19 protein-coding genes are annotated in these 18,690 nt (G+C 60.9%); 8 read left to right on the forward strand and 11 right to left on the reverse strand.

What is annotated here, in order from left to right; translation table 11 throughout:
* The first annotated feature begins 39 nt into the window (after positions 1-39).
* Entirely contained in the window at positions 40-951 is a 912-nt protein-coding gene (locus BLW36_RS06285) for a dimethylarginine dimethylaminohydrolase family protein (RefSeq protein WP_091386217.1), read from the forward strand.
* 60 nt (positions 952-1,011) lie between these two features.
* Here BLW36_RS06285 and rsmI read toward each other — a convergent pair whose 3' ends face one another.
* Positions 1,012-1,854: a 16S rRNA (cytidine(1402)-2'-O)-methyltransferase gene (gene rsmI, locus BLW36_RS06290; RefSeq protein WP_091386219.1), complete on the reverse strand. Its 843-nt coding sequence runs from the start codon at positions 1,852-1,854 to the stop codon at positions 1,012-1,014.
* 50 nt (positions 1,855-1,904) lie between these two features.
* Here rsmI and BLW36_RS06295 point away from each other — a divergent pair, with 50 nt between their 5' ends.
* The 4 genes from BLW36_RS06295 to BLW36_RS06310 all read left to right on the forward strand — a co-directional run bounded on the left by BLW36_RS06295 (position 1,905) and on the right by BLW36_RS06310 (position 5,444).
* Positions 1,905-3,824, forward strand: coding sequence for a penicillin-binding protein activator (locus tag BLW36_RS06295; protein ID WP_091386221.1), 1,920 nt, complete (start codon positions 1,905-1,907; stop codon positions 3,822-3,824).
* Positions 3,811-4,191, forward strand: a complete 381-nt coding sequence (locus BLW36_RS06300) for a YraN family protein (RefSeq protein ID WP_091386223.1) — start codon at positions 3,811-3,813, stop codon at positions 4,189-4,191. Before BLW36_RS06295 ends, BLW36_RS06300 begins: the two co-directional genes overlap by 14 nt.
* Before the next feature lie 68 nt (positions 4,192-4,259).
* Positions 4,260-4,850 carry an SIS domain-containing protein gene (locus BLW36_RS06305; protein ID WP_091386225.1) on the forward strand — a complete coding sequence of 197 codons (591 nt, stop codon included), beginning with the start codon at positions 4,260-4,262 and terminating at the stop codon, positions 4,848-4,850.
* Positions 4,851-4,853: 3 nt separating this feature from the next.
* On the forward strand, positions 4,854-5,444 hold the full coding sequence (locus tag BLW36_RS06310) for a BON domain-containing protein (protein WP_091386226.1): 591 nt from the start codon (positions 4,854-4,856) through the stop codon (positions 5,442-5,444).
* 67 nt (positions 5,445-5,511) lie between these two features.
* On the opposite strand, the gene BLW36_RS06315 is transcribed toward BLW36_RS06310, so the two are convergent.
* Complete coding sequence (locus BLW36_RS06315) at positions 5,512-6,702, reverse strand: acetyl-CoA C-acyltransferase (protein WP_091387001.1); 1,191 nt, start codon at positions 6,700-6,702, stop codon at positions 5,512-5,514.
* A gap of 262 nt (positions 6,703-6,964) precedes the next feature.
* Here BLW36_RS06315 and BLW36_RS06320 point away from each other — a divergent pair, with 262 nt between their 5' ends.
* A complete protein-coding gene (locus tag BLW36_RS06320) occupies positions 6,965-7,561 on the forward strand; it encodes a LemA family protein (protein WP_091386227.1) in 597 nt (198 codons plus the stop codon).
* A gap of 3 nt (positions 7,562-7,564) precedes the next feature.
* Positions 7,565-9,517: a M48 family metallopeptidase gene (locus tag BLW36_RS06325; RefSeq protein ID WP_091386228.1), complete on the forward strand. Its 1,953-nt coding sequence runs from the start codon at positions 7,565-7,567 to the stop codon at positions 9,515-9,517.
* Positions 9,518-9,588: 71 nt separating this feature from the next.
* On the opposite strand, the gene BLW36_RS06330 is transcribed toward BLW36_RS06325, so the two are convergent.
* The 9 genes from BLW36_RS06330 to zapE all read right to left on the reverse strand — a co-directional run bounded on the left by BLW36_RS06330 (position 9,589) and on the right by zapE (position 18,011).
* Positions 9,589-10,203 carry a Yip1 family protein gene (locus BLW36_RS06330; protein WP_091386229.1) on the reverse strand — a complete coding sequence of 205 codons (615 nt, stop codon included), beginning with the start codon at positions 10,201-10,203 and terminating at the stop codon, positions 9,589-9,591.
* A gap of 106 nt (positions 10,204-10,309) precedes the next feature.
* Positions 10,310-11,494 carry a GGDEF domain-containing protein gene (locus tag BLW36_RS06335; protein ID WP_091386230.1) on the reverse strand — a complete coding sequence of 395 codons (1,185 nt, stop codon included), beginning with the start codon at positions 11,492-11,494 and terminating at the stop codon, positions 10,310-10,312.
* 135 nt (positions 11,495-11,629) lie between these two features.
* Positions 11,630-12,025, reverse strand: coding sequence for a ClpXP protease specificity-enhancing factor (locus BLW36_RS06340; RefSeq protein WP_091386231.1), 396 nt, complete (start codon positions 12,023-12,025; stop codon positions 11,630-11,632).
* Between the two features lie 80 nt (positions 12,026-12,105).
* Positions 12,106-12,732, reverse strand: coding sequence for a glutathione S-transferase N-terminal domain-containing protein (locus tag BLW36_RS06345; protein WP_091386232.1), 627 nt, complete (start codon positions 12,730-12,732; stop codon positions 12,106-12,108).
* A gap of 112 nt (positions 12,733-12,844) precedes the next feature.
* Entirely contained in the window at positions 12,845-15,046 is a 2,202-nt protein-coding gene (locus tag BLW36_RS06350) for a ubiquinol-cytochrome c reductase (protein ID WP_091386234.1), read from the reverse strand.
* Positions 15,043-15,642, reverse strand: a complete 600-nt coding sequence (gene petA / locus BLW36_RS06355) for a ubiquinol-cytochrome c reductase iron-sulfur subunit (protein WP_091386236.1) — start codon at positions 15,640-15,642, stop codon at positions 15,043-15,045. The genes BLW36_RS06350 and petA overlap by 4 nt, the downstream gene beginning before the upstream one ends.
* A gap of 304 nt (positions 15,643-15,946) precedes the next feature.
* On the reverse strand, positions 15,947-16,339 hold the full coding sequence (rpsI, locus tag BLW36_RS06360) for a 30S ribosomal protein S9 (RefSeq protein WP_091386238.1): 393 nt from the start codon (positions 16,337-16,339) through the stop codon (positions 15,947-15,949).
* 14 nt (positions 16,340-16,353) lie between these two features.
* Positions 16,354-16,782 carry a 50S ribosomal protein L13 gene (gene rplM / locus BLW36_RS06365; RefSeq protein WP_073272498.1) on the reverse strand — a complete coding sequence of 143 codons (429 nt, stop codon included), beginning with the start codon at positions 16,780-16,782 and terminating at the stop codon, positions 16,354-16,356.
* A 125-nt stretch (positions 16,783-16,907) separates the two neighbouring features.
* Positions 16,908-18,011: a cell division protein ZapE gene (zapE, locus tag BLW36_RS06370; RefSeq protein ID WP_425286742.1), complete on the reverse strand. Its 1,104-nt coding sequence runs from the start codon at positions 18,009-18,011 to the stop codon at positions 16,908-16,910.
* Between the two features lie 183 nt (positions 18,012-18,194).
* On the opposite strand from zapE, the gene BLW36_RS06375 reads away from it, so the two are divergent.
* Positions 18,195-18,653: a Z-ring associated ZapG family protein gene (locus BLW36_RS06375; protein ID WP_170833139.1), complete on the forward strand. Its 459-nt coding sequence runs from the start codon at positions 18,195-18,197 to the stop codon at positions 18,651-18,653.
* The last annotated feature ends 37 nt before the right edge of the window (positions 18,654-18,690 follow it).

Here is an 18,690-nt window from a genome sequence, read left to right on the forward strand (position 1 = left end):
CCCGAAAATTTGGTAGAACCCCATTTCTAGAGAACAGACATGACCGAATTCACCTTCAAATACCGCAACGACAGCGGCAACACCGCCCCCCTCAAGCGCTGGGGCATCAACTCCGAGTACGGCGTGCTCACCGACCTGCTGGTGGGCCCCATCGACCACTATACGTGGCAGACCGGCAACGCCGCCGCGCGCCGCTCCCTGCGCCTGGGTCGCCAGTTCGACGCCGAGGTGGCGCGCCGCCAGCACCAGGAGATGCTCGATGCCTACCGCGAGGCCGGCGTGACCACCCACCTGCTGCCGGCGGACTCGCACCTGCCCTACCAGCTGTACGCCCGCGACTCCAGCGTGATGACCCCCTGGGGGCCGATCGTCACGCAGATGTACAGCCCCTGGCGCCGCGGCGAATGGGTAGACGTGGTGAAGACCTACCAACAGCTCGACATTCCGATCTACGACGTCATCACCGCCGGCAGCCTCGAGGGCGGCGACTTTATGGTGCTGGAACCCGGCGTGATCCTGTGTGGCTATTCCGGCGAGCGCACCTCGCCCGAGGGCTTCGCGCAGATGAAACAGTGGATCGAGGCCGAGGGCTGGGAGGTTAAGGGCTACCAGTTCGACCCCTACTTCCTGCACCTGGACGTGCTGGTGGCCGCGCTGGCGGAGAAACTGGTTGCAATGTGTGTCGATGCGGTGGAGCCGGAGCTGGTGCAGTGGTTCAAATCACGCAACTTCGAGATCATCGACATTTCCTACCCGCAGGTCATGGAGCTGGGCGTCAACGTCGTCGCCCTCGGTGACGACCGGGTAATGCTGCCGTCCGACAACACCGAACTGAAAGAGAAGTGCCTGGCCCACGGCCTCAAGGTGATCGACCCGGATATCTCCATGATCACCGCCGGCGGTGGCGGCGTGCATTGCATGTGCCAGCCACTGGCCCGCCAGGCCGTTTAACGGCGATCATCAAAACCGGCTCCCCCGCTCGCGCAGTCCAGCGGGGGACCGGATATAGAGTTACTTCTGCTCCAGGCTCCAGTTGTACAGAGCCTTCTTGTTGACCCCGGTAATCTCCGCCGCCAGTGCCGCGGCCCGCTTCGGCGGCAGTTCCGCCAGCAGTAGCTTCATCACCCGCTCAGCCTCACTGTCTAACTCTGCACCCTGCTTGCGCTCGGCCCCGCGCACCAGCAGTACTATCTCGCCGCGCTGCTGATTGCTGTCTGCGCGCACCCATTTGGCCAGCTCGGCGAGCGGCGCCAGGTGGAAGGTTTCGAAAGCCTTGCTGATTTCCCGCGCGATTACCGCCTCGCGTTCAGCGCCGAAGATCCCCGCCATCGCCTCGACGGTATCCGCCACCCGGTGCGGGGCCTCGTAGAACACCAGCGTGCGGGTATCGGCGGCCAGTTCGCGCAGCGCCTTCTCCCGCGCGCCGGGCTTGGCCGGCAGAAAGCCCTCGAAGCTGAAGCGATCGCTGGGCAGGCCAGCGGCGCTGAGCGCGGCGACAAATGCACAGGCGCCGGGAATCGGCACCACTTGGATACCGCGGGCGCGGGCCTCGCGCACCAGTCGGTAACCGGGGTCGGAAATCAGCGGTGTGCCCGCATCCGAGATAAGCGCGACCGTCTGACCCTGCTCGAGTCGCTGCAGGATCTGCTCGGTACGCTTGTCGTCCGAGTGGTCATGGTACGCCATCAACGGCGTATCGATGTTGAAATGGGAGAAAAGCCTCTGACTGTGACGTGTGTCCTCTGCCGCAACCAGATCGGCGCATTGTAGAACTTCGACGGCTCGCGGTACCATATCGGCCAAATTACCAATAGGCGTAGCGACGATATAAAGCAGCGCCTGATCCGGCCCCATAATTCACGACCCCATAGTTCGAATAAAGTTAAATTTTGCGAGAGAAGAATATGTACGTCTCTTCCCGGCGCGTTGCCCCAGTCATCGCCAGAGTCGCCGCCAGTGCGCTGGCCCTGGCTCTGGCCGCCTGTCAGACGCCGGCCCAGAAGCCCGGCACACAGCTGCCGGTAACCGACAGCGCCTCCGGCCCCAGCCGCAGTGCCGCCGTGCAGCTGCTGCACACCGCCGAGACACTGCCTGCCCCGGAGCGGGATAAGCAGCGCCTGCAGGCAGCCGCCATTCTATACGAGCTGGGCGACAAGCAGACGGCCAAACAGGCTGTGGTCACCATTTCCCCCGACCAGCTGGACGACCCCCTCTACGCCCAGTACGCGCGGGTATACGGTGGCTTGCTCGCCGCTGAAGACGAGTTTTTCCAGGCTCTCGACCTGGCGACCGCGCCGCGTCTGGATCACGTGTGGACCCAGCTGCCCAGGGAAACCGCCCTGCCCCTGCGCGATCTGCGTGCCGACCTCTGGGGCCTGTTGGGCGACCTGGACAGCGCCATCGCCGAGCGGCGACAGATCGCCAATCTGGCGCAGAGCGACGAGGCCATCGCCGACAACAACGACGGCTTCTGGCAACTGCTGACCCAGCTGCCGTCCAGCGAGCTGCAGACCCGTGCCGCCGAGAGCAGCGACCGGCAGATGCGCGGATGGTACCAGCTGGCCCTGCTCGGTCGCGACACCCAGACCGATATCAGCTCACAGCTCACCGCACTGAGCCGCTGGCGCCAGCAGTGGCCTGGCCACAGCGCCAGCGTTCACCCGCCCCAGGCGCTGCAGCTGCTGGAACAGCTCGCCTCCCAGCGCGCTGATCGCATCGCGCTGCTGCTGCCGCTGTCCGGCCCCCTCGGCAGTGCCGGCCGCGCCATCCGCGACGGCTTTATGGCGGCACACTATACGGCCCTCACCGCCGGTGCCCCGACGCCCACGGTAATGGTTTACGACACCGGCACCGCGCAGCCGTTTGAAGAGATCTATCAGAGCGCGGTCGATGCCGGCGCCCAGGCCATTGTCGGCCCGCTGGACAAGCGCAAGGTGGCCAACCTGCTGGCCACAGAGAAACTGCCGGTACAGACCCTGGCACTGAATTATGGCGACGAGGGCCGTCTGACCAACGACCTGGTGCAGTTCGGCCTCGCCATCGAGGACGAAGCGCGCCAGGTCGCCCGGCACGCGTATCGTCAGGGACATCGCCAGGCGATGATTCTCGCTGCCGACGCCAGCTGGGGCCAACGCGGTGCGGAAGCATTCCAGGAAGAGTGGCAGCGTCTGGGGGGCAGCGTCAGCATCAGCAGGAGCTTCCGCGACAGCAGCAAGTTCTCCCAGCTGATCAGCGACGCCCTGCTGATCCCGGACAGCAAGGCCCGCGAGGCGGCACTGCGCCGCAGGCTCGCCGCACCTCTGGAGTTCACCCCGCGCCGCCGCGGCGATGTGGACATGCTGTTCCTGGTCGCGCAGCCGCAGCAGGCGCGTCAGATCAACCCGATGCTGACCTTCTATTACGCCAATGACCTGCCGGTGTACGCCACCTCGCATGTATTTGACGGCAACATCAATCCGGACCGCGACCGGGACATCAACGGTATCCGCTTTACCGCACTGCCGTGGCTGTTCGAGAACGACAATCAGACCAAGCGCAATATCGAAAAACAGGCGTCGCCGGCACCAGCCTTTGCCCGCCTCTACGCTCTGGGCGCCGACGCTTTCCGGCTCTACCCGCGCATTCCGATGCTGCGCCAGTTCCCGCAGCAGCGGGTACACGGCCTGACCGGGGCGCTGAGCCTGACCGCTGACGGCCGTATCGTGCGCGAACAGATCTGGGCGCGCATCGACAAGGGTGCCCCGGTACCTGTCACAACGGTAGTGGAGCCGGTATTGCCGCAACCCGAAAGCATAGAGCTGACCGGGACCAGTGAAGCTTTTTAAGCGCACTGCCGGCGCCGACAGCGTCGGTGCAAGGATGGAAGAGGCCGCGGCGCGCTATCTGCAAGCCGCTGGTCTGACCCTCATCGAACGCAATTTCCGCAGCCGCCGCGGTGAGATAGACTTGATCGCCCGCGATGAGGACACGGTGGTCTTCGCGGAAGTGCGCTATCGCCGCAGCGACCGCTTCGGTTCTGCCGGCGCCACCGTTGACGCGCGCAAACAACAGAAACTGCTCGCGACGGCACACAGCTATCTGCAGCAAAAGAAACTGGACTGCCCGTGTCGCTTCGACGTCATCGCCATTGATGGCGCGACGGACGGCGAGGGGCAAAACATCCAGTGGATAAAGAATGCCTTCGGAGCCTGAGGCAGGATATTGATTTTCTGCCTTGCTAAATAAAGGGTGAGCCTGGATTTCGCCCGCATAAGGAAACAATGGAACAGCGAGTTGTAACCCTTTTCCACCACAGTCTGGAAGCCACCATGAACGCCGGCGAAGTGCTGGCACCGCTGATCGCTGAGGCCAGCGAAATGGTGGTGCATACGTTGCTGGCGGAAAACAAACTGCTACTGTGTGGCAACGGCGTCAGCGGTGCACTGGCGCAGAGCTTCAGCGCACAGCTGGTCGGCGGATTCCAGCGCGAACGCCCCGGGCTGCCGGCTGTAGCACTGAACAGCGACGGCGTTTCCATCGGTACTATCGCGCGCAACCACGGCCGCGCCGAGTCCTTTGCGCGTCCGGTGCGCGCACTGGGCCAGCCCGGCGACCTGCTGGTGATAATCAGCAATGACGGACGCGACTCCAATCTGGTGCAGGCCATGCGCGCTGCGCGCGATCGCGATATGGGTATTCTCGCACTGACCGGTGGCGACGGCGGCGACTGTGCCGCGCTGCTGGATACCCATGATATTGAACTGCGCGTGCCTTCCGAGGTCGCAGCTGAAGTACACCAGGTACACCTGCTAACAATTTTCTGTCTGTGCGATTTGATCGACAACAGTTTGTTCGGTGGTTACGAGGACTGAACCATGAAAAAAAACCTAATCGCGCTGCATAAGCGCTTCTTTATCGCCCTGACGATGGCAACCGCCCTGACCGGCTGCACCACCGTGCTGGAAGCCACCCATGATGGCCCCATCCAGCAGGATCCTGGCAAGCGCTCCCTGGGCACCTATATGGATGACCAGAAGATCGAGACCGTCACCACGGTCAATATCAACAAGGCGCATCCGGACCTGAAAGCGGCCAATATCAATGTGAATGCTTTCAACGGCGTGGTGCTGCTCACCGGCCAGGTCGGCAACAACGATCTGCGCCTGCTGGCCGGGCGCACCGCGCAGCAGGTCAAATATGTGCGCCAGGTTTACAACGAGATTCAGGTGCGCGGCAAGGTGTCCTTCCTGGCCAGCAGCAGCGACGCCTGGCTGACCACCAAGGTGAAAAGTACATTGGTGACAAACGATGAAATCGACAGCAGCCGTATCAAGGTGGTCACCGAAAATGGAGTAGTCTATCTGATGGGACTGTTGACCCGCGCCGAGGCAGAGCGGGCTGCCGATGTGACCCGTAGCATCGGCGGGGTGCAGAAGGTGGTCAAGGCAGTGGAATACGTCAACTGACCACTCTTTGATGAGACATACATAAAAAAACGGAGGCAAATGCCTCCGTTTTTTTATTGGTTCGGGATTATACCCGCTCGATGGCGACCGCCGTGGCCTCGCCGCCGCCGATACACAGGCTGGCGATACCTTTCTTCGCATCGCGTTTTTCCAGCGCTGCCAGCAGGGTTACCAGAATGCGCGCGCCACTCGCACCCAGCGGGTGGCCGAGGGCACAGGCACCGCCGTTTACGTTGACCTTGTCGTGCGGCAGGTTCAGTTCGCGCATCGCCGACATGGTCACCACGGCAAAGGCTTCGTTGATTTCGAACAGGTCGACGTCGTCCGCAGACCAGCCGGTGTTCTCCAGCAGCTTCTGCATGGCGCCAACCGGTGCGGTGGTGAACCATTCCGGTTCCCGGGCAAATTGCGTCTGGCCGCGCAGCACCGCCAGGATCTTCAGACCGCGCTTATTGGCTTCGCTCTCGCGCATCAGTACCAGTGCAGCGGCGCCGTCGGAAATGGAGCTGGCATTGGCGGCAGTGACGGTACCGTCCTTGCGAAAGGCCGGTTTCAGTTGAGGGATCTTGTCCGGACGTGCAGCGCCCGGGCCCTCATCGACGGAGACTTCCACATCGCCGCGGCGGGAGGCGATGGTCACCGGGGTGATCTCGCGCTCGAAGGCGCCGCTCTCGATGGCGGCCTGGGCGCGCGCCAGGGATTCCAGCGCAAACGCATCCTGCTCTTCGCGGGTAAAACTGTACTTGTCGGCAGTGCACTCGGCGAAGGTGCCCATCAGCTTGCCGTCGTAGGCGTTTTCCAGGCCGTCGAGGAACATGTGGTCCTTGACCTCGCCATGGCCGAGACGCATACCTCCGCGCGCCTTCTGCAGCAGGTAGGGGGCATTGCTCATGCTCTCCATGCCACCGGCGACGATCACCTTGCCCTCGCCCACCAACAGCGCATCGCGGGCCATCATCACGGTCTTCATGCCGGAACCGCACACCTTGTTGACCGTGGTGCAGGGAGTACCTTCGGGAATGCCGGCACCGATGGACGCCTGACGCGCCGGCGCCTGACCGACACCGGCCGGCAAGACGCAGCCCATCAGCACTTCATCAACGTCCGCGGGGGCTACGCCCGCGTCCTCGAGTGCCGCGCGGATGGCCGCGGCACCCAGCTGCGGCGCGCTCAGCGCGGACAGGGCGCCCTGCATGGCGCCCATAGGCGTGCGCGCCATGCCGACAATCACTACCGGGTCTGAAGTTACATCGCTCATACTGGCTGCTCCCAATTCTGTGCCGGCGCTGTTGCCGGGATTCTTTATTTCGCGGCGCATTATACCCGAAGCGGGGCCCAACGCCGCCATCGGCCCTTGGCATGACTCGGGAGCGGATGCCGAAGCGCGACGCGAAAGCCCTGATGTCGACGCAGGGGGGCCACCACGACACTAGGCAAGGATTCCGACAAGTCCGCGGAGAAGCCACAAGCACCGTGTTACTATCGGCGCCAGTCAATTCACATAAACGGCGAGAAGTAATATGGAAATCTCAAGCATCGTCTGGCTGGTGGCCATTGCCGCACTGTTGTTCTACGTGGTCGGCATTTACAACAAACTGGTTTCACTGAAGAACCGCTATGAAAACGCCTTTGCGCAGATCGAGGTGCAGCTAAAACGCCGCTACGACCTGATCCCCAACCTGGTAGAGACCGCCAAGGGCTATCTGAAACACGAGCGCGAGACACTGGAAGCGGTGATCAGCGCGCGCAACACGGCCCTTGCCGGCCTCAAGGCCGCCGCCGCCAACCCGGGCAGCGCCGGCGCCATCGCCGACCTCGGCCACGCCGAAGGGGCGCTGGCCAATGCCCTCGGCCGCCTCAACGTCGTGATGGAAGCCTACCCGGACCTGAAGGCCAACCAGAACATGATGCAGCTGAACGAGGAGCTGACCAGCACTGAGAACAAGGTCGCCTTCTCCCGCCAGGCATTCAACGACGCGGTGATGACTTACAACATCTACAAGCAGAGCTTCCCGCCGGTATTTTTCGCCGGATTCTTCGGCCACCGCAACGACGGCAAGCTGCTGGAATTCGCCGATTCTGAAGCCATTCAGGCCGCACCCCGCGTCGAGTTTTAACCGATGAATTTCTTCGAGTACCAGGACAGAGCCAAACGCAACACAGGGCTGCTGGTGGGCCTGTTCGCGCTGGCTGTGGGGCTGTTGATCGGTATCACGACGCTGCTCGCCGCGGCGCTGGTGGCCTACTCCCGCGGCCAGGCGTTCTCACTCGTCAACATCGACCAGCTGCTCGGCTGGGATACTGTCGCCATGATTGCGCTGACCATCGCCGCGGTCATCTCGCTGGGCAGCCTGTACAAGCTGCGCCAGCTGGCCGCCGGCGGCCGTGCGGTGGCCGAGTCCCTCGGCGGGCGCAAAATCAATATCGCCCCGCACGGTGAAGCCGAACAGCGCGCGCTCAATGTGGTGGAGGAAATGGCCATCGCTTCGGGCACGCCGGTGCCCGATGTGTACCTGATCGAGGACGACGCCATCAATGCCTTCGCCGCCGGCTACAAGCCCACGGACGCGGTGATCGGCCTGACCCGCGGCTGTATCGAGAAGCTCAGCCGCGACGAACTACAGGGCGTAGTGGCGCACGAGTTCAGCCACATTTTCAACGGCGATATGCGCCTGAACATCCGCATCGTCGGCCTGCTAAACGGCATTCTGATTATCGGCTTACTCGGCTACTGGCTGCTGCGCGGTAGCCACTTCAGCTCCAGCCGTGACAACCGCGGCCGCGCCGCCCTTTTCGGTATCGGCGCGGGTCTGATGGTGATCGGCTATACCGGCACTTTTTTCGGCAACCTGATCAAATCCGCAGTCAGCCGCCAGCGCGAATTTCTCGCCGACGCCTCGGCGGTGCAGTTCACGCGCAACAATGCCGGCATCGCCGGGGCGCTGAAGAAGATCGGCGGCTATACCGCCGGCTCACAATTGACTTCGGGCAATGCGGCGGAGTTCAGCCATATGTATTTCGCCAGCGGGCTGAAGAGGTCCTTTGCCAACCTGTTCTCGACCCACCCACCGCTGGCGGAGCGCATCACGCGCCTCGATCCACAATGGAACGGCCACTATCCGAGTACCGCTAACGAACCTGCCGGCATATCGGTAACGTCTCAACAAGACGCGCAGGTTATGGGATTCGCCGCAGCGGTGAATCGTGAAAGCGCGTCTTGCCAACAGGTGATCGACGCGGTCGACAACAGTATCGGCAACCCCTCTGAGCAGCAGGTCAATTACGGCCGCCAGTTGCTGCAGTCGGTGCCGGCAACACTGCAGCAGGCCGCCCACGATCCGTTTGCCGCACGCGCCCTGGTTTATTACCTGCTGCTGCACAAGGGCGAGAACGAGCGCCGCGCACAGCGCGAGCTGCTGCAGCAGATCGCCCATCCGGCGGTCGTGCGGGAAATGCATAAGCTGGAACCGCAACTGCAGAGCCTGCCCGCCAGCGCGCGTTTGCCACTGCTGGATCTCTGTGTGCCGGCGCTGAAGGCGCTGGTCCCGCAGCAGTATCAGGTCTTCAAACGCAACCTGATCAAGCTGCTGCGCAGCGACGGGAAAGTGGAACTCTGGGAATGGGCCCTGTATCGGGTACTGATGCACGCGCTCGAAGGCACTCCCGACCGACAGCGGCTGTCGCCGAAGAAAGGCGCAGAGAGGGATGCGGCGCGCTTTATGCTCGCTGCCGTCGCCCATGCCGGCCATGCCGAATACCTGCCGGCTAAGCGCGCCTACGAGAGCGGCCTGAAGGCTCTGCAACTGGACATCACGCCCCTGCCCACGGCCACGGATATCACCCTGCAGCGCCTGGACAAGGCCATCGCGATTGCCGGCACCATCAGGCCATTACGGAAGCCGGCGCTGCTGAAGGCCATTGCGGCGACCATGAGCCACGATGGCGTCATCGAGGCCGAGGAGATCGAGCTGCTGCGTGCCATCGCCGATAGCCTCGACTGCCCTATGCCACCGGTTATCCCACCCTCCGAAATGACGGTCTCAAGCCATTCCCGGAATTCAGCCATCGCCTGATTCGGGCAAACGAAAAAGCCGGCTGTAACGCCGGCTTTTTCGTTTTGACCTTATTGAGCTAATGCATTGAGCTAATGCTGGTAAACCGGACCGATACCCATACTCCACAGGATCACCGACCCGATCAGCACCGTCACCATCATAATCAGCGCCACGGTAACCACCGCACAGGCATACAGGAAGGCGCGCTCCTTGTTCATGTTCATCAAAATCGGGATGCCTTCGAACATCAGGTAGATGGAATAGGTTCCGGCCAGACCGATAACCGCCACCGTCAGCCACAGATGCGGATAGAGCACGACGATACTGGCGAGAAAAATTGGCGTCGTTACGAATACTGCCAGTGCGGTGCCCTCGTAGTGCCGGGTGGGCTCGTCACCTTCTACGCCGTAGGATCTCGCCATCCAGTTGATAAACTCACCCAGCAGGTAGACGCCGATCAGCATGGCAAAGTAAGTCACTACCGCCAGCACTCCGGCACTTGCCGGCGTCAGCTTCGTCAGGTGCCCACCCAGCTCGAAACCGAAGCGGGTCACGCCTATGTAGCCGGCAATGGCGGGAATCAACGCCAGAATTGGCACATGACTGAGAAAGACCTGAACAAAGGAATGGCGGTCGGCCCGGATGGCCTTCCACTCTCTGTCGGGGTGGGTGAAGATTCCGATGGTATGGCTTAGTAATCGCACGCTGTAGCTCCCTTCACTGCTCTGCTTAGCAGTATCGGGGCCTACAGGCCGATTAACCAATGCAAATCAGCAATAAGGCGCCATTTTTCGCATCTACTGATCTATATCAATTGTGGGCACAGACTCGATTGCGCCCGCTGCGCTTGGCCTTGTACAGGGCGCGATCGGCGGCTCTCATCACCTCATCCGGTGATTTCAGTCCGCTGTCACTACTGGCCACACCGACGCTCACGGTCGTTTTGATCGTTTTACCGCCGCCCTGCCCGCGGCGGCGGCGTGCGCGATCGCTGTTGCCTCGCACCCTGGAGGAAGAGCGCAAGCGCATTGGATAAGCGCTGATTTCCTCTCGCATCCGCTCCAGTGAATTCCGCGCGCTGTCCCGGTCACGTCCAGGTATCACTACCACAAACTCCTCACCACCGTAACGGAAGGCACGGCCGCCGCCGAAACGGGCGATTTTACCCGCCACCATGCGCAGCGCCTGGTCGCCCACCTGGTGACCGTGGCGATCGTTCAGCTTCTTGAAGTGGTCGATATCCACAACCGCGATACTGAAGTGGCGCCCCAGTGTCAGCAGGTGGCGGCTGTAGGCACGTCGCGAGGGAATTCCGGTGAGCTCATCGCGAAATGCCAGTTCGTAGGCATTGCGCAGTACCAGCGCCACCAGCAGCAACGCCGCTGCGGCGGCGATAATATCGAGTCGAAGACCGAAATAACTACCGGCGGCCAGCAACAGGGTACACAGCAGCAACCCCCAGCCGGTGAAGTCGGGCCGGGTCAACAATTTAATCGTCGCCAGCAGTGCGCCAAAGCCGAACATAAGTGCCGCAAGGCTGACTTCCGCCCGGTGCCCGGGCAGCGGTATTTGCAGACTGAAGCCCAGCACAGGCGCACCGCAACAGCTCTGCAACAGATAAACCCCCGCCCCCTGCAGCAACAGCACGAACAACAGCAGAACTCCGAAAACGCTGACCACGCTTCGATCTCGGCTGAAGCTCACCAGCGCCATGTTCACCGCACCCAGCGCCAGGCAGAGTGACAGCAAATCTCCATGCAACCAATCCGCGGCTGCTGCACCAAGGTAGATAAGCAGAAGCAGTGCCGCCGCGAAAACCACACGGCTCGACTTGAAGAAAATCCCGAGAAACAGCGCAATCGCGAGCAAGCCGGTGGAGGATTCGGCTGACAACAGTGCGTGCAAATCGAGCCAGGATAGGTAGTGCGCACAGAGCAGTACCAGCAATAGACCCGGCAACCAGCTGTAGCGCAGCCACTGCAGAATAGGCGGCATAGTAAAGCGGATGTTGAAATTCGCTGCAGATTATACGGCGTTGGCAGGGCTGCCGAAGGGAATGGATCTCAGATCTCGAACATGACGTGCGATCGGTTCTTGCTCCGACCGCACGCCATTGGCATTGAATGACGGCTATTTGACCACGCGCAGCGCGGGCTTTTTCGCCGTTTTCTTACCCAGGCTTGTGGGTGGTGTCGGCTCGGGTGGTTCCGGCGTTTCCTCTGCCTCAAATACCATGCCCTGACCGTTTTCACGCGCGTAGATGCCGACGACCGCGCCAACCGGAACCTGAATATCGGTAGGTACGCCACCGAAGCGCGCATTGAACCTGATGGCGTAATTGTCCATGTTCAGGCCCGCTACCGCACTCTCCGAAATGTTCAGAACTATCTGCCCGTCGTCATTCACGTGCTGCTGCGGTACCAGTACGCCGGGCAGATGGGTATCTACGAGAATATAGGGAGTGCACCGGTTGTCGGTAATCCACTCGTAAAACGCCCGCAGGATATACGGACGATTGGATGTCATGGCCGGTTTACTCACCTATATTTCTCCTGGCTTCAGGCTGTATCTCCCCTGCTTCAAGGCTCATTCCCGTAAGGGACCTCTCAGCGCATTTCCCGCTCGTATTCGGTCAGGCTCTGCTGGAAGGCTTCGCGGCTAAACAGGCGATCCATGTAGTCCAGCAGCGGTTTGGCCTGTTTGGTCTTCGGCAGGCTGATTTCGAACTGCTCCAGGCGCCACAGCAGCGGGGCCATACAGCAATCCACCAGCGAGAATTCTTCGTTGAAGAAGTACGGCAGGTCCGTAAACATCGGCGCGATGCCCACCAGGCTGTCACGCAGATCCTTGCGCGCGGCGGCAGCATCTTTGCCCCCGGTGAGAATCTTGTCTACCAGCGGACACCAGTCACGCTCGATACGGTACATGATCTGGCGACTCTGCGCGCGCGCAACCGGATACACCGGTAGTAGCGGCGGATGCGGGAAACGCTCGTCCAGGTACTCCATCATTACCTTGGTTTCGAACAGCACCAGCTCCCTGTCCACCAGGGTGGGCAGCGAGTTGTACGGGTTGAGGTCAGCCAGTTCCGCGGGCTTATCGTCTGGATCTACGTCGATGATATCGACGGAGACACCTTTCTCTGCGAGCACAATGCGCACTCGGTGGCTGTAATGACTGCGACCATCGGAAAAGAAGGTCATGGAGGAGCGCTTGTTGGTCGGCACACCCATGTTGTAACTACCTCAAATAGTCGGCCGGCTACTGAGCCGACCTACGATCCAAAAACATAAAAAGGGTGGCGGAGTAACCCCACCACCCAGCAAAGAAAAATCGGCGACGGCCTCAGTGGTGTATGTCTTTCCAGTATTCGCGGTTCAGCAGCCAGGCGAAAACAAAGAACACCAGGATAAACGCCAGTACATAGAAACCGATACGCTTGCGATCTTCAGCCATTGGCTCAGCGATGTATTCCATAAAGTTCACCAGGTCGTACATCGCCTGATCGAACTCCTCCTCGCTCATGGAGCCTTTGACGTCGCCCACTTTCAGACTGCCGCAGTCGGCGTCCATAATCGGATTGCCGAGGTCATCGCGCACTATATGGCCGTGCTCGCGCTTCGGTCCGGGCGCACACTCCTGCAGGCCCTGCAGTTCCAGCAGCACGTGCGGCATAGCCACGCTCGGGAATACCTTATTGTTTACACCGGTCGCGCGGCTATCGTCCTTGTAGAAACTGCGCAGGTAAGTGTAGAGCCATTCCGGCGAGCGGGAGCGGGCAACCAGCGTGAGGTCCGGCGGCGCGGCGCCAAACCATACTTTGGAGTCGTCCGGACGCATGGAGATCTCCATCAGGTCGCCGATCTTGCTATCGCCCAGCACCAGGTTCTGCATCATCAACTCTTTGGGGATCTCCAGGTCAGTCGCCACCCGTTCCCAGCGGGAAAAGTTGGCGCTGTGGCAGCCCATGCAGTAGTTGACGAAGTACTTCGCCCCGCGCTGCAGGGACGGCTTGTCCTGCAGATCGATGTTGATATGGTCCAGCTCCACTTCGGCTTCGGCACCAACCGCCTTGATCGGCAGGAACGCCAGCAGTGCCACGACTATCAGGCCACCGAACAGCACGCCAAAGGTCTTGCCACCGGACGGGCTGGTTACCCGCTCGGGCTCCGGGTGCACCTCATCGCGCACGGTCAGCCAAGGCAGTGCCGCGAAGAATGCCGTCAGCAGCAAGGCCGCCACGCCGACAAACAGGCTCGCCTTGAAGTTGGTAACTGCCATCCACAGGAAAAGTACCGCGAAAATACCGCTCACAATCCAGGATGCCAGGCTCTTGCGCTCCTTCGGGTTGCTCCAGATCGGCATGGTCACGAAGAAGGCAAAGTAGAACAGGGTTGCCACCTGGGCCAGGAAGTTGCGGGCCGGGGTCGGGGATTTAACTCCCAGGTAACCCAGAATGATAAACACCGCGGCAAACACCAGCAGCAGAGCCTTCGGCATCCAGCCCTTGTAGCGGATAGAGCGCACTGGGCTCTTGTCCAGCCACGGCAGCACGAACAGGATCGCGATCGCCGCACCCATGGCCACCAGGCCGAGGAACTTTGCGGTCAGCGGGCCGATATCGATGGTCACCGCGCGCAGGATCGCGTAGAACGGCGTGAAGTACCATACCGGCGCGATATGTGGCGGAGTCTTCAGCGGGTTGGCCTCTTCGAAATTGGCATGCTCAAGGAAGAAGCCGCCCATTTCCGGGAAGAAGAACACCACGACACAGAAGATAAACAGGAATACCGCTATGCCGACCAGATCGTGCACGGAGTAGTACGGGTGGAAGGGCACGCCATCCAAGGGAATACCATTCGCGTCCTTGTTCTTCTTGATCTCGATGCCGTCCGGATTGTTGGAGCCCACCTCGTGCAGCGCGAGGATGTGCAGCACCACCAGCAGCACCAGTACCAGCGGCAAAGCGATCACGTGCAGGGAGAAGAAGCGGGTCAGGGTAATACCGGAGATCAGGTAGTCACCGCGGATCCACTGCACCAGGTCTTCACCGATGCCGGGAATGGCCCCGAACAGGGATACGATCACCTGTGCGCCCCAGTAGGACATCTGGCCCCACGGCAGCACGTAGCCCATAAAGGCTTCAGCCATCAGCACCAGGTAGATACACATACCGAAGATCCACACCAGTTCGCGCGGCGGCTTGTAGGAGCCGTACATCAGGCCGCGGAACATATGCAGATAGACCACCACGAAAAATGCGGAAGCGCCGGTGGAATGCAGGTAGCGAATCAGCCAGCCCCACTCGACATCGCGCATGATGTACTCGACAGAGGCAAAGGCGCCCTCGGCGGAGGGGTTGAAATTCATTACCAGCCAGATGCCGGTGAGTAGCTGGTTAACCAGAACCAGCAGCGAAAACACCCCGAAGAAGTACCACAGGTTGAAGTTTTTGGGCGCGTAGTACTTGCCCATGTGCCTGTCCCAGGCCTGGTAGATCGGCAGACGCTGGTCTACCCAGTCACCGAATGATGTTAGCCACTTCATGCGCTGCCCTCCTGATCCACGCCGATCACAATTACGTCGTCACCCTCATACGAGTAGGGCGGTACGTCCAGGTTGGTAGGTGCGGGGACACCCTTATAGACACGACCGGCCATGTCGTACTTGGAGCCGTGGCAGGGGCAGAAGAAGCCACCCATCCATTCGTCGCCGCCGAGATCGGTAGCGCCGACTTCCGGGCGATACATGGGCGCGCAACCCAGGTGGGTACAGAGACCGACCAGCACCAGCAGCTGCGGGTTGATGGAACGGTTCTCGGGATCGACGTAGGGGGGCTGGATAGATTCTTCCGAATTGGGGTCGCGCAGCAGCGGTTCCACCTTGGTCAGGTTTTCCAGCACTTGCTCGGTGCGGCGCACGACATAGACCGGCTTGCCGCGCCACTCAACAGTGACCATCTGGCCCGGTTCGAGCTTGCTGATATTGTATTTGACCGGCGCGCCGGCGGCCTTCGCCTTGGCACTCGGATTCCAGGATGCGACGAAGGGCACGGCTACTCCCACCGCACCCGCGCCACCGACAACCGAGGTAGCGGCGGTCAAGAAGCGACGCCGTCCTACGTTTACACCGTCATCACTCATGACGTAGTTCTCCCATCACAGCGTCCCCGGAGCACCCAGAGACTGACTGGCCCAAACCCAAAAAAATCTTGCAAGAAGTTCCGCCCGACGGACTGTCCGTGCGAATAAACCCCATAAATCAAGCGGATACAAATTCGCGCAATGTTAAAGAAAATGCCAATTTGATACAAGGCATGACGAAAGTGAACGTCGGTAATTGCGCGGCGAACTGGCGAGAAATTGAGCAGAAATGACCGGAAGCCTGCGGCGCCAGCCACTCTGGAGGACATAAAAAAGCCCGGCATAGGCCGGGCTTGAAAAAAGCTTAACGCTTGGAGAATTGCGGCTTCTTACGCGCTTTGCGTAGACCGACTTTCTTCCGCTCTACCGCACGGGCGTCGCGAGTTACGTAACCCGCGCCGCGCAGCGGCTGACGCAGCGCCTCATCGTACTGCATCAGGGCGCGGGTCAGGCCGTGACGGATAGCACCCGCCTGACCGAAAGAACCACCACCTTTAACAGTGACGTTGATGTCGAATTTTTCCACCATGTCGACCAGCTCCAGCGGCTGACGCACGATCATGCGCGCCACTTCGCGGCCGAAGTATTCGTCCAGGGTGCGGCCGTTAACGGTGATTTTACCTTCACCCTGCTCGATAAATACGCGAGCGGTGGAGGTCTTGCGGCGGCCGGTACCGTAGTATTGAGTAGTTGCCATCAGAGTATTCCCGTTTAGATCGCCAGTTCAATCGGCTGTTGTGCCGCATGAGGATGTTCGCTGCCGCTGTAAACTTTCAGCTTCTTGAACATGGCGCGACCCAACGGACCCTTCGGCAGCATGCCTTTAACGGCGCTTTGAATGGTGCGCTCGGGCGCTTTCTCGATCAGCTTCTCGAAGCTGATGGACTTGAGACCACCGGGGTAGCCGGAGTGGCTGTGGTAGATCTTGTCTTTGGCCTTGTTGCCGGTCACGCGGACCTTCTCAGCATTGATCACGATGATGTAATCGCCGGTGTCCACGTGGGGCGTATATTCAGGCTTGTGCTTGCCGCGCAGGCGGTGGGCGATCTCGGCGGAAATACGGCCGAGAGTCTTATCCGCAGCGTCGACAATGTACCAGTCGCGTTTTACCGCTTCCGGCTTGGCACTGTAAGTCTTCATGTTATAAACACCTGTAATGTGACCCCGGAAAAAAGGGGCCGTCCCACGAAAGAGCGCGGATAGTACATAAGCGCCACGGGCATTTCAAGGGATTTTGAGCAGATTTTAACCCCTTCCCAGAAAGCCTAATCCGGCCGGTGGGGTCGCGCCAGATACTCGTGCGACTGCATCTCCAACAGCCGACTGACCGTACGTTCAAATTCAAATCTGAGATGCTTGCCGCCGTACAACTGTTCGGCCGGCACCTCGGCGGAGATCACCAGTTTGACGCAGCGATCGTAGAACTCGTCTACCAGGTTGATAAAGCGCCGCGCCTGGGCCTCCATACGCTCGTCAAACCGCGGCACATTCGCCAACAGCACGGTATGAAACTCCCGCGCCAGCTCTATATAGTCATTCTGCGAGCGGGGGCCGTCGCAGAGGTCGCTGAAGTCGAACCAGGCCACGTCATCCGCCACCCGCAGCGCGCGAATGGGGCGCCCCTCAACTTCCAGGTTCACCTTTTCCCGCACCTCGCAACCTTCCACGCTGAGACTCGCGAAACTCCGTGCCAGGCTGGAATCCGCCGCGGCGTCCAGCGGGGAGTGGTACAGCTCCGCCATCTCCAGCGCCCGCAAGCGGTAATCCGTGCCGCCGTCGACGTTGACCACCTTGGTGTGCTCTTTCAGCAGGGCGATGGCGGGCAGGAAGCGGGCGCGCTGCAAGCCATCTTTATATAAGCCCTCCGGCTCGATATTGGAGGTGGTTACGAGGGTCACTCCACGGCGGAAGAGCGCATCCAGCAAGTTGGCGAGAATCATCGCATCGGTGATGTCGGAGACGAAGAACTCGTCGAAACACAACACCTGGGCCCGTGCGGCGATGCGATCCGCCACTTTCTCCAGCGGATTCTTCTCACCGGCATGAGATTTCAGCTCCCGGTGCACCTCGCGCATAAAGCGGTGGAAATGGGTACGCTGCTTCTGTGCAAACGGCAACGACTCATAAAAGGCATCCATCAGGTAGGTCTTGCCGCGACCAACACCGCCCCAGAAGTAGAGCCCGCGCTCCGGCTCCGCCTGCTCCCGCCACAACTTGCGGATGCGGCCGAACAGGCCGCCCCGCCCCGCCCTGTCGAGCAGGCGCAGATAGAGGTCCTGGAGCTCCTGCACGGCGGCCGCCTGGGCCGGATCGGCAACAAAATCCGGACGCTGCAGATCACGCTGGTAGCGCTCAATCGGTGAAAGCAATGGCGGATTAACTGGAGACATGACTGGGGATATGATCAACTGCCTGGTAGCGAGGGGCGCCACTCTATCAAATTAGCGGCGCAACCGCCTAGCGCTGCCGCCCGACGCAGCCGCGTTATTCGCGTATACTAGGGACCTGTCATGGATGGCGGTGCCATTTAATAAGTTGAGGAGGAAGTATCTGTGCACTCTACATCGGTCTTGATTCTGGTAGGTATCCTCGGTCTGGCGCTGGGCGCCCTGTTGGCGTTTATCGCCGTGCGTGGCCGCGGTGGCGTGGACCGCACCCAGGAGCTGGAGCTGCGCCTGCGCGAAGCCAACAACAAGCTGGAAGACTTCCAGCTACAGGTAAACGAACATTTTGACCAGACCGCACAGCTGGTCCACAACCTGACAGAGAGCTACAAGGAAGTGCACGAGTACCTGGCCAACAGCGCCGTGCGCCTGGCCAGCCAGGACATCAGCCGACAGATGCTGGAAGCCGGCAGCGGCAAGTTAAGTGAAAACGACGACAACCTGAAAAGCGTGGCACCGCCGCGGGACTGGGCCCCCAAAGAACCCGGGGCCAAGGGCACGCTGGCGGAAGATTTCGGCCTGGAAAAGGAAGCGCTCGGCGGAAGCGGAAGCGCGGCGAGCCGCTAGGCCGCCAGCAACAGGCACGAGAATAGACGGAAATAAA

It is taken from the genome of Microbulbifer marinus, assembly GCF_900107725.1.
GTDB classification, from domain to species: domain Bacteria; phylum Pseudomonadota; class Gammaproteobacteria; order Pseudomonadales; family Cellvibrionaceae; genus Microbulbifer; species Microbulbifer marinus.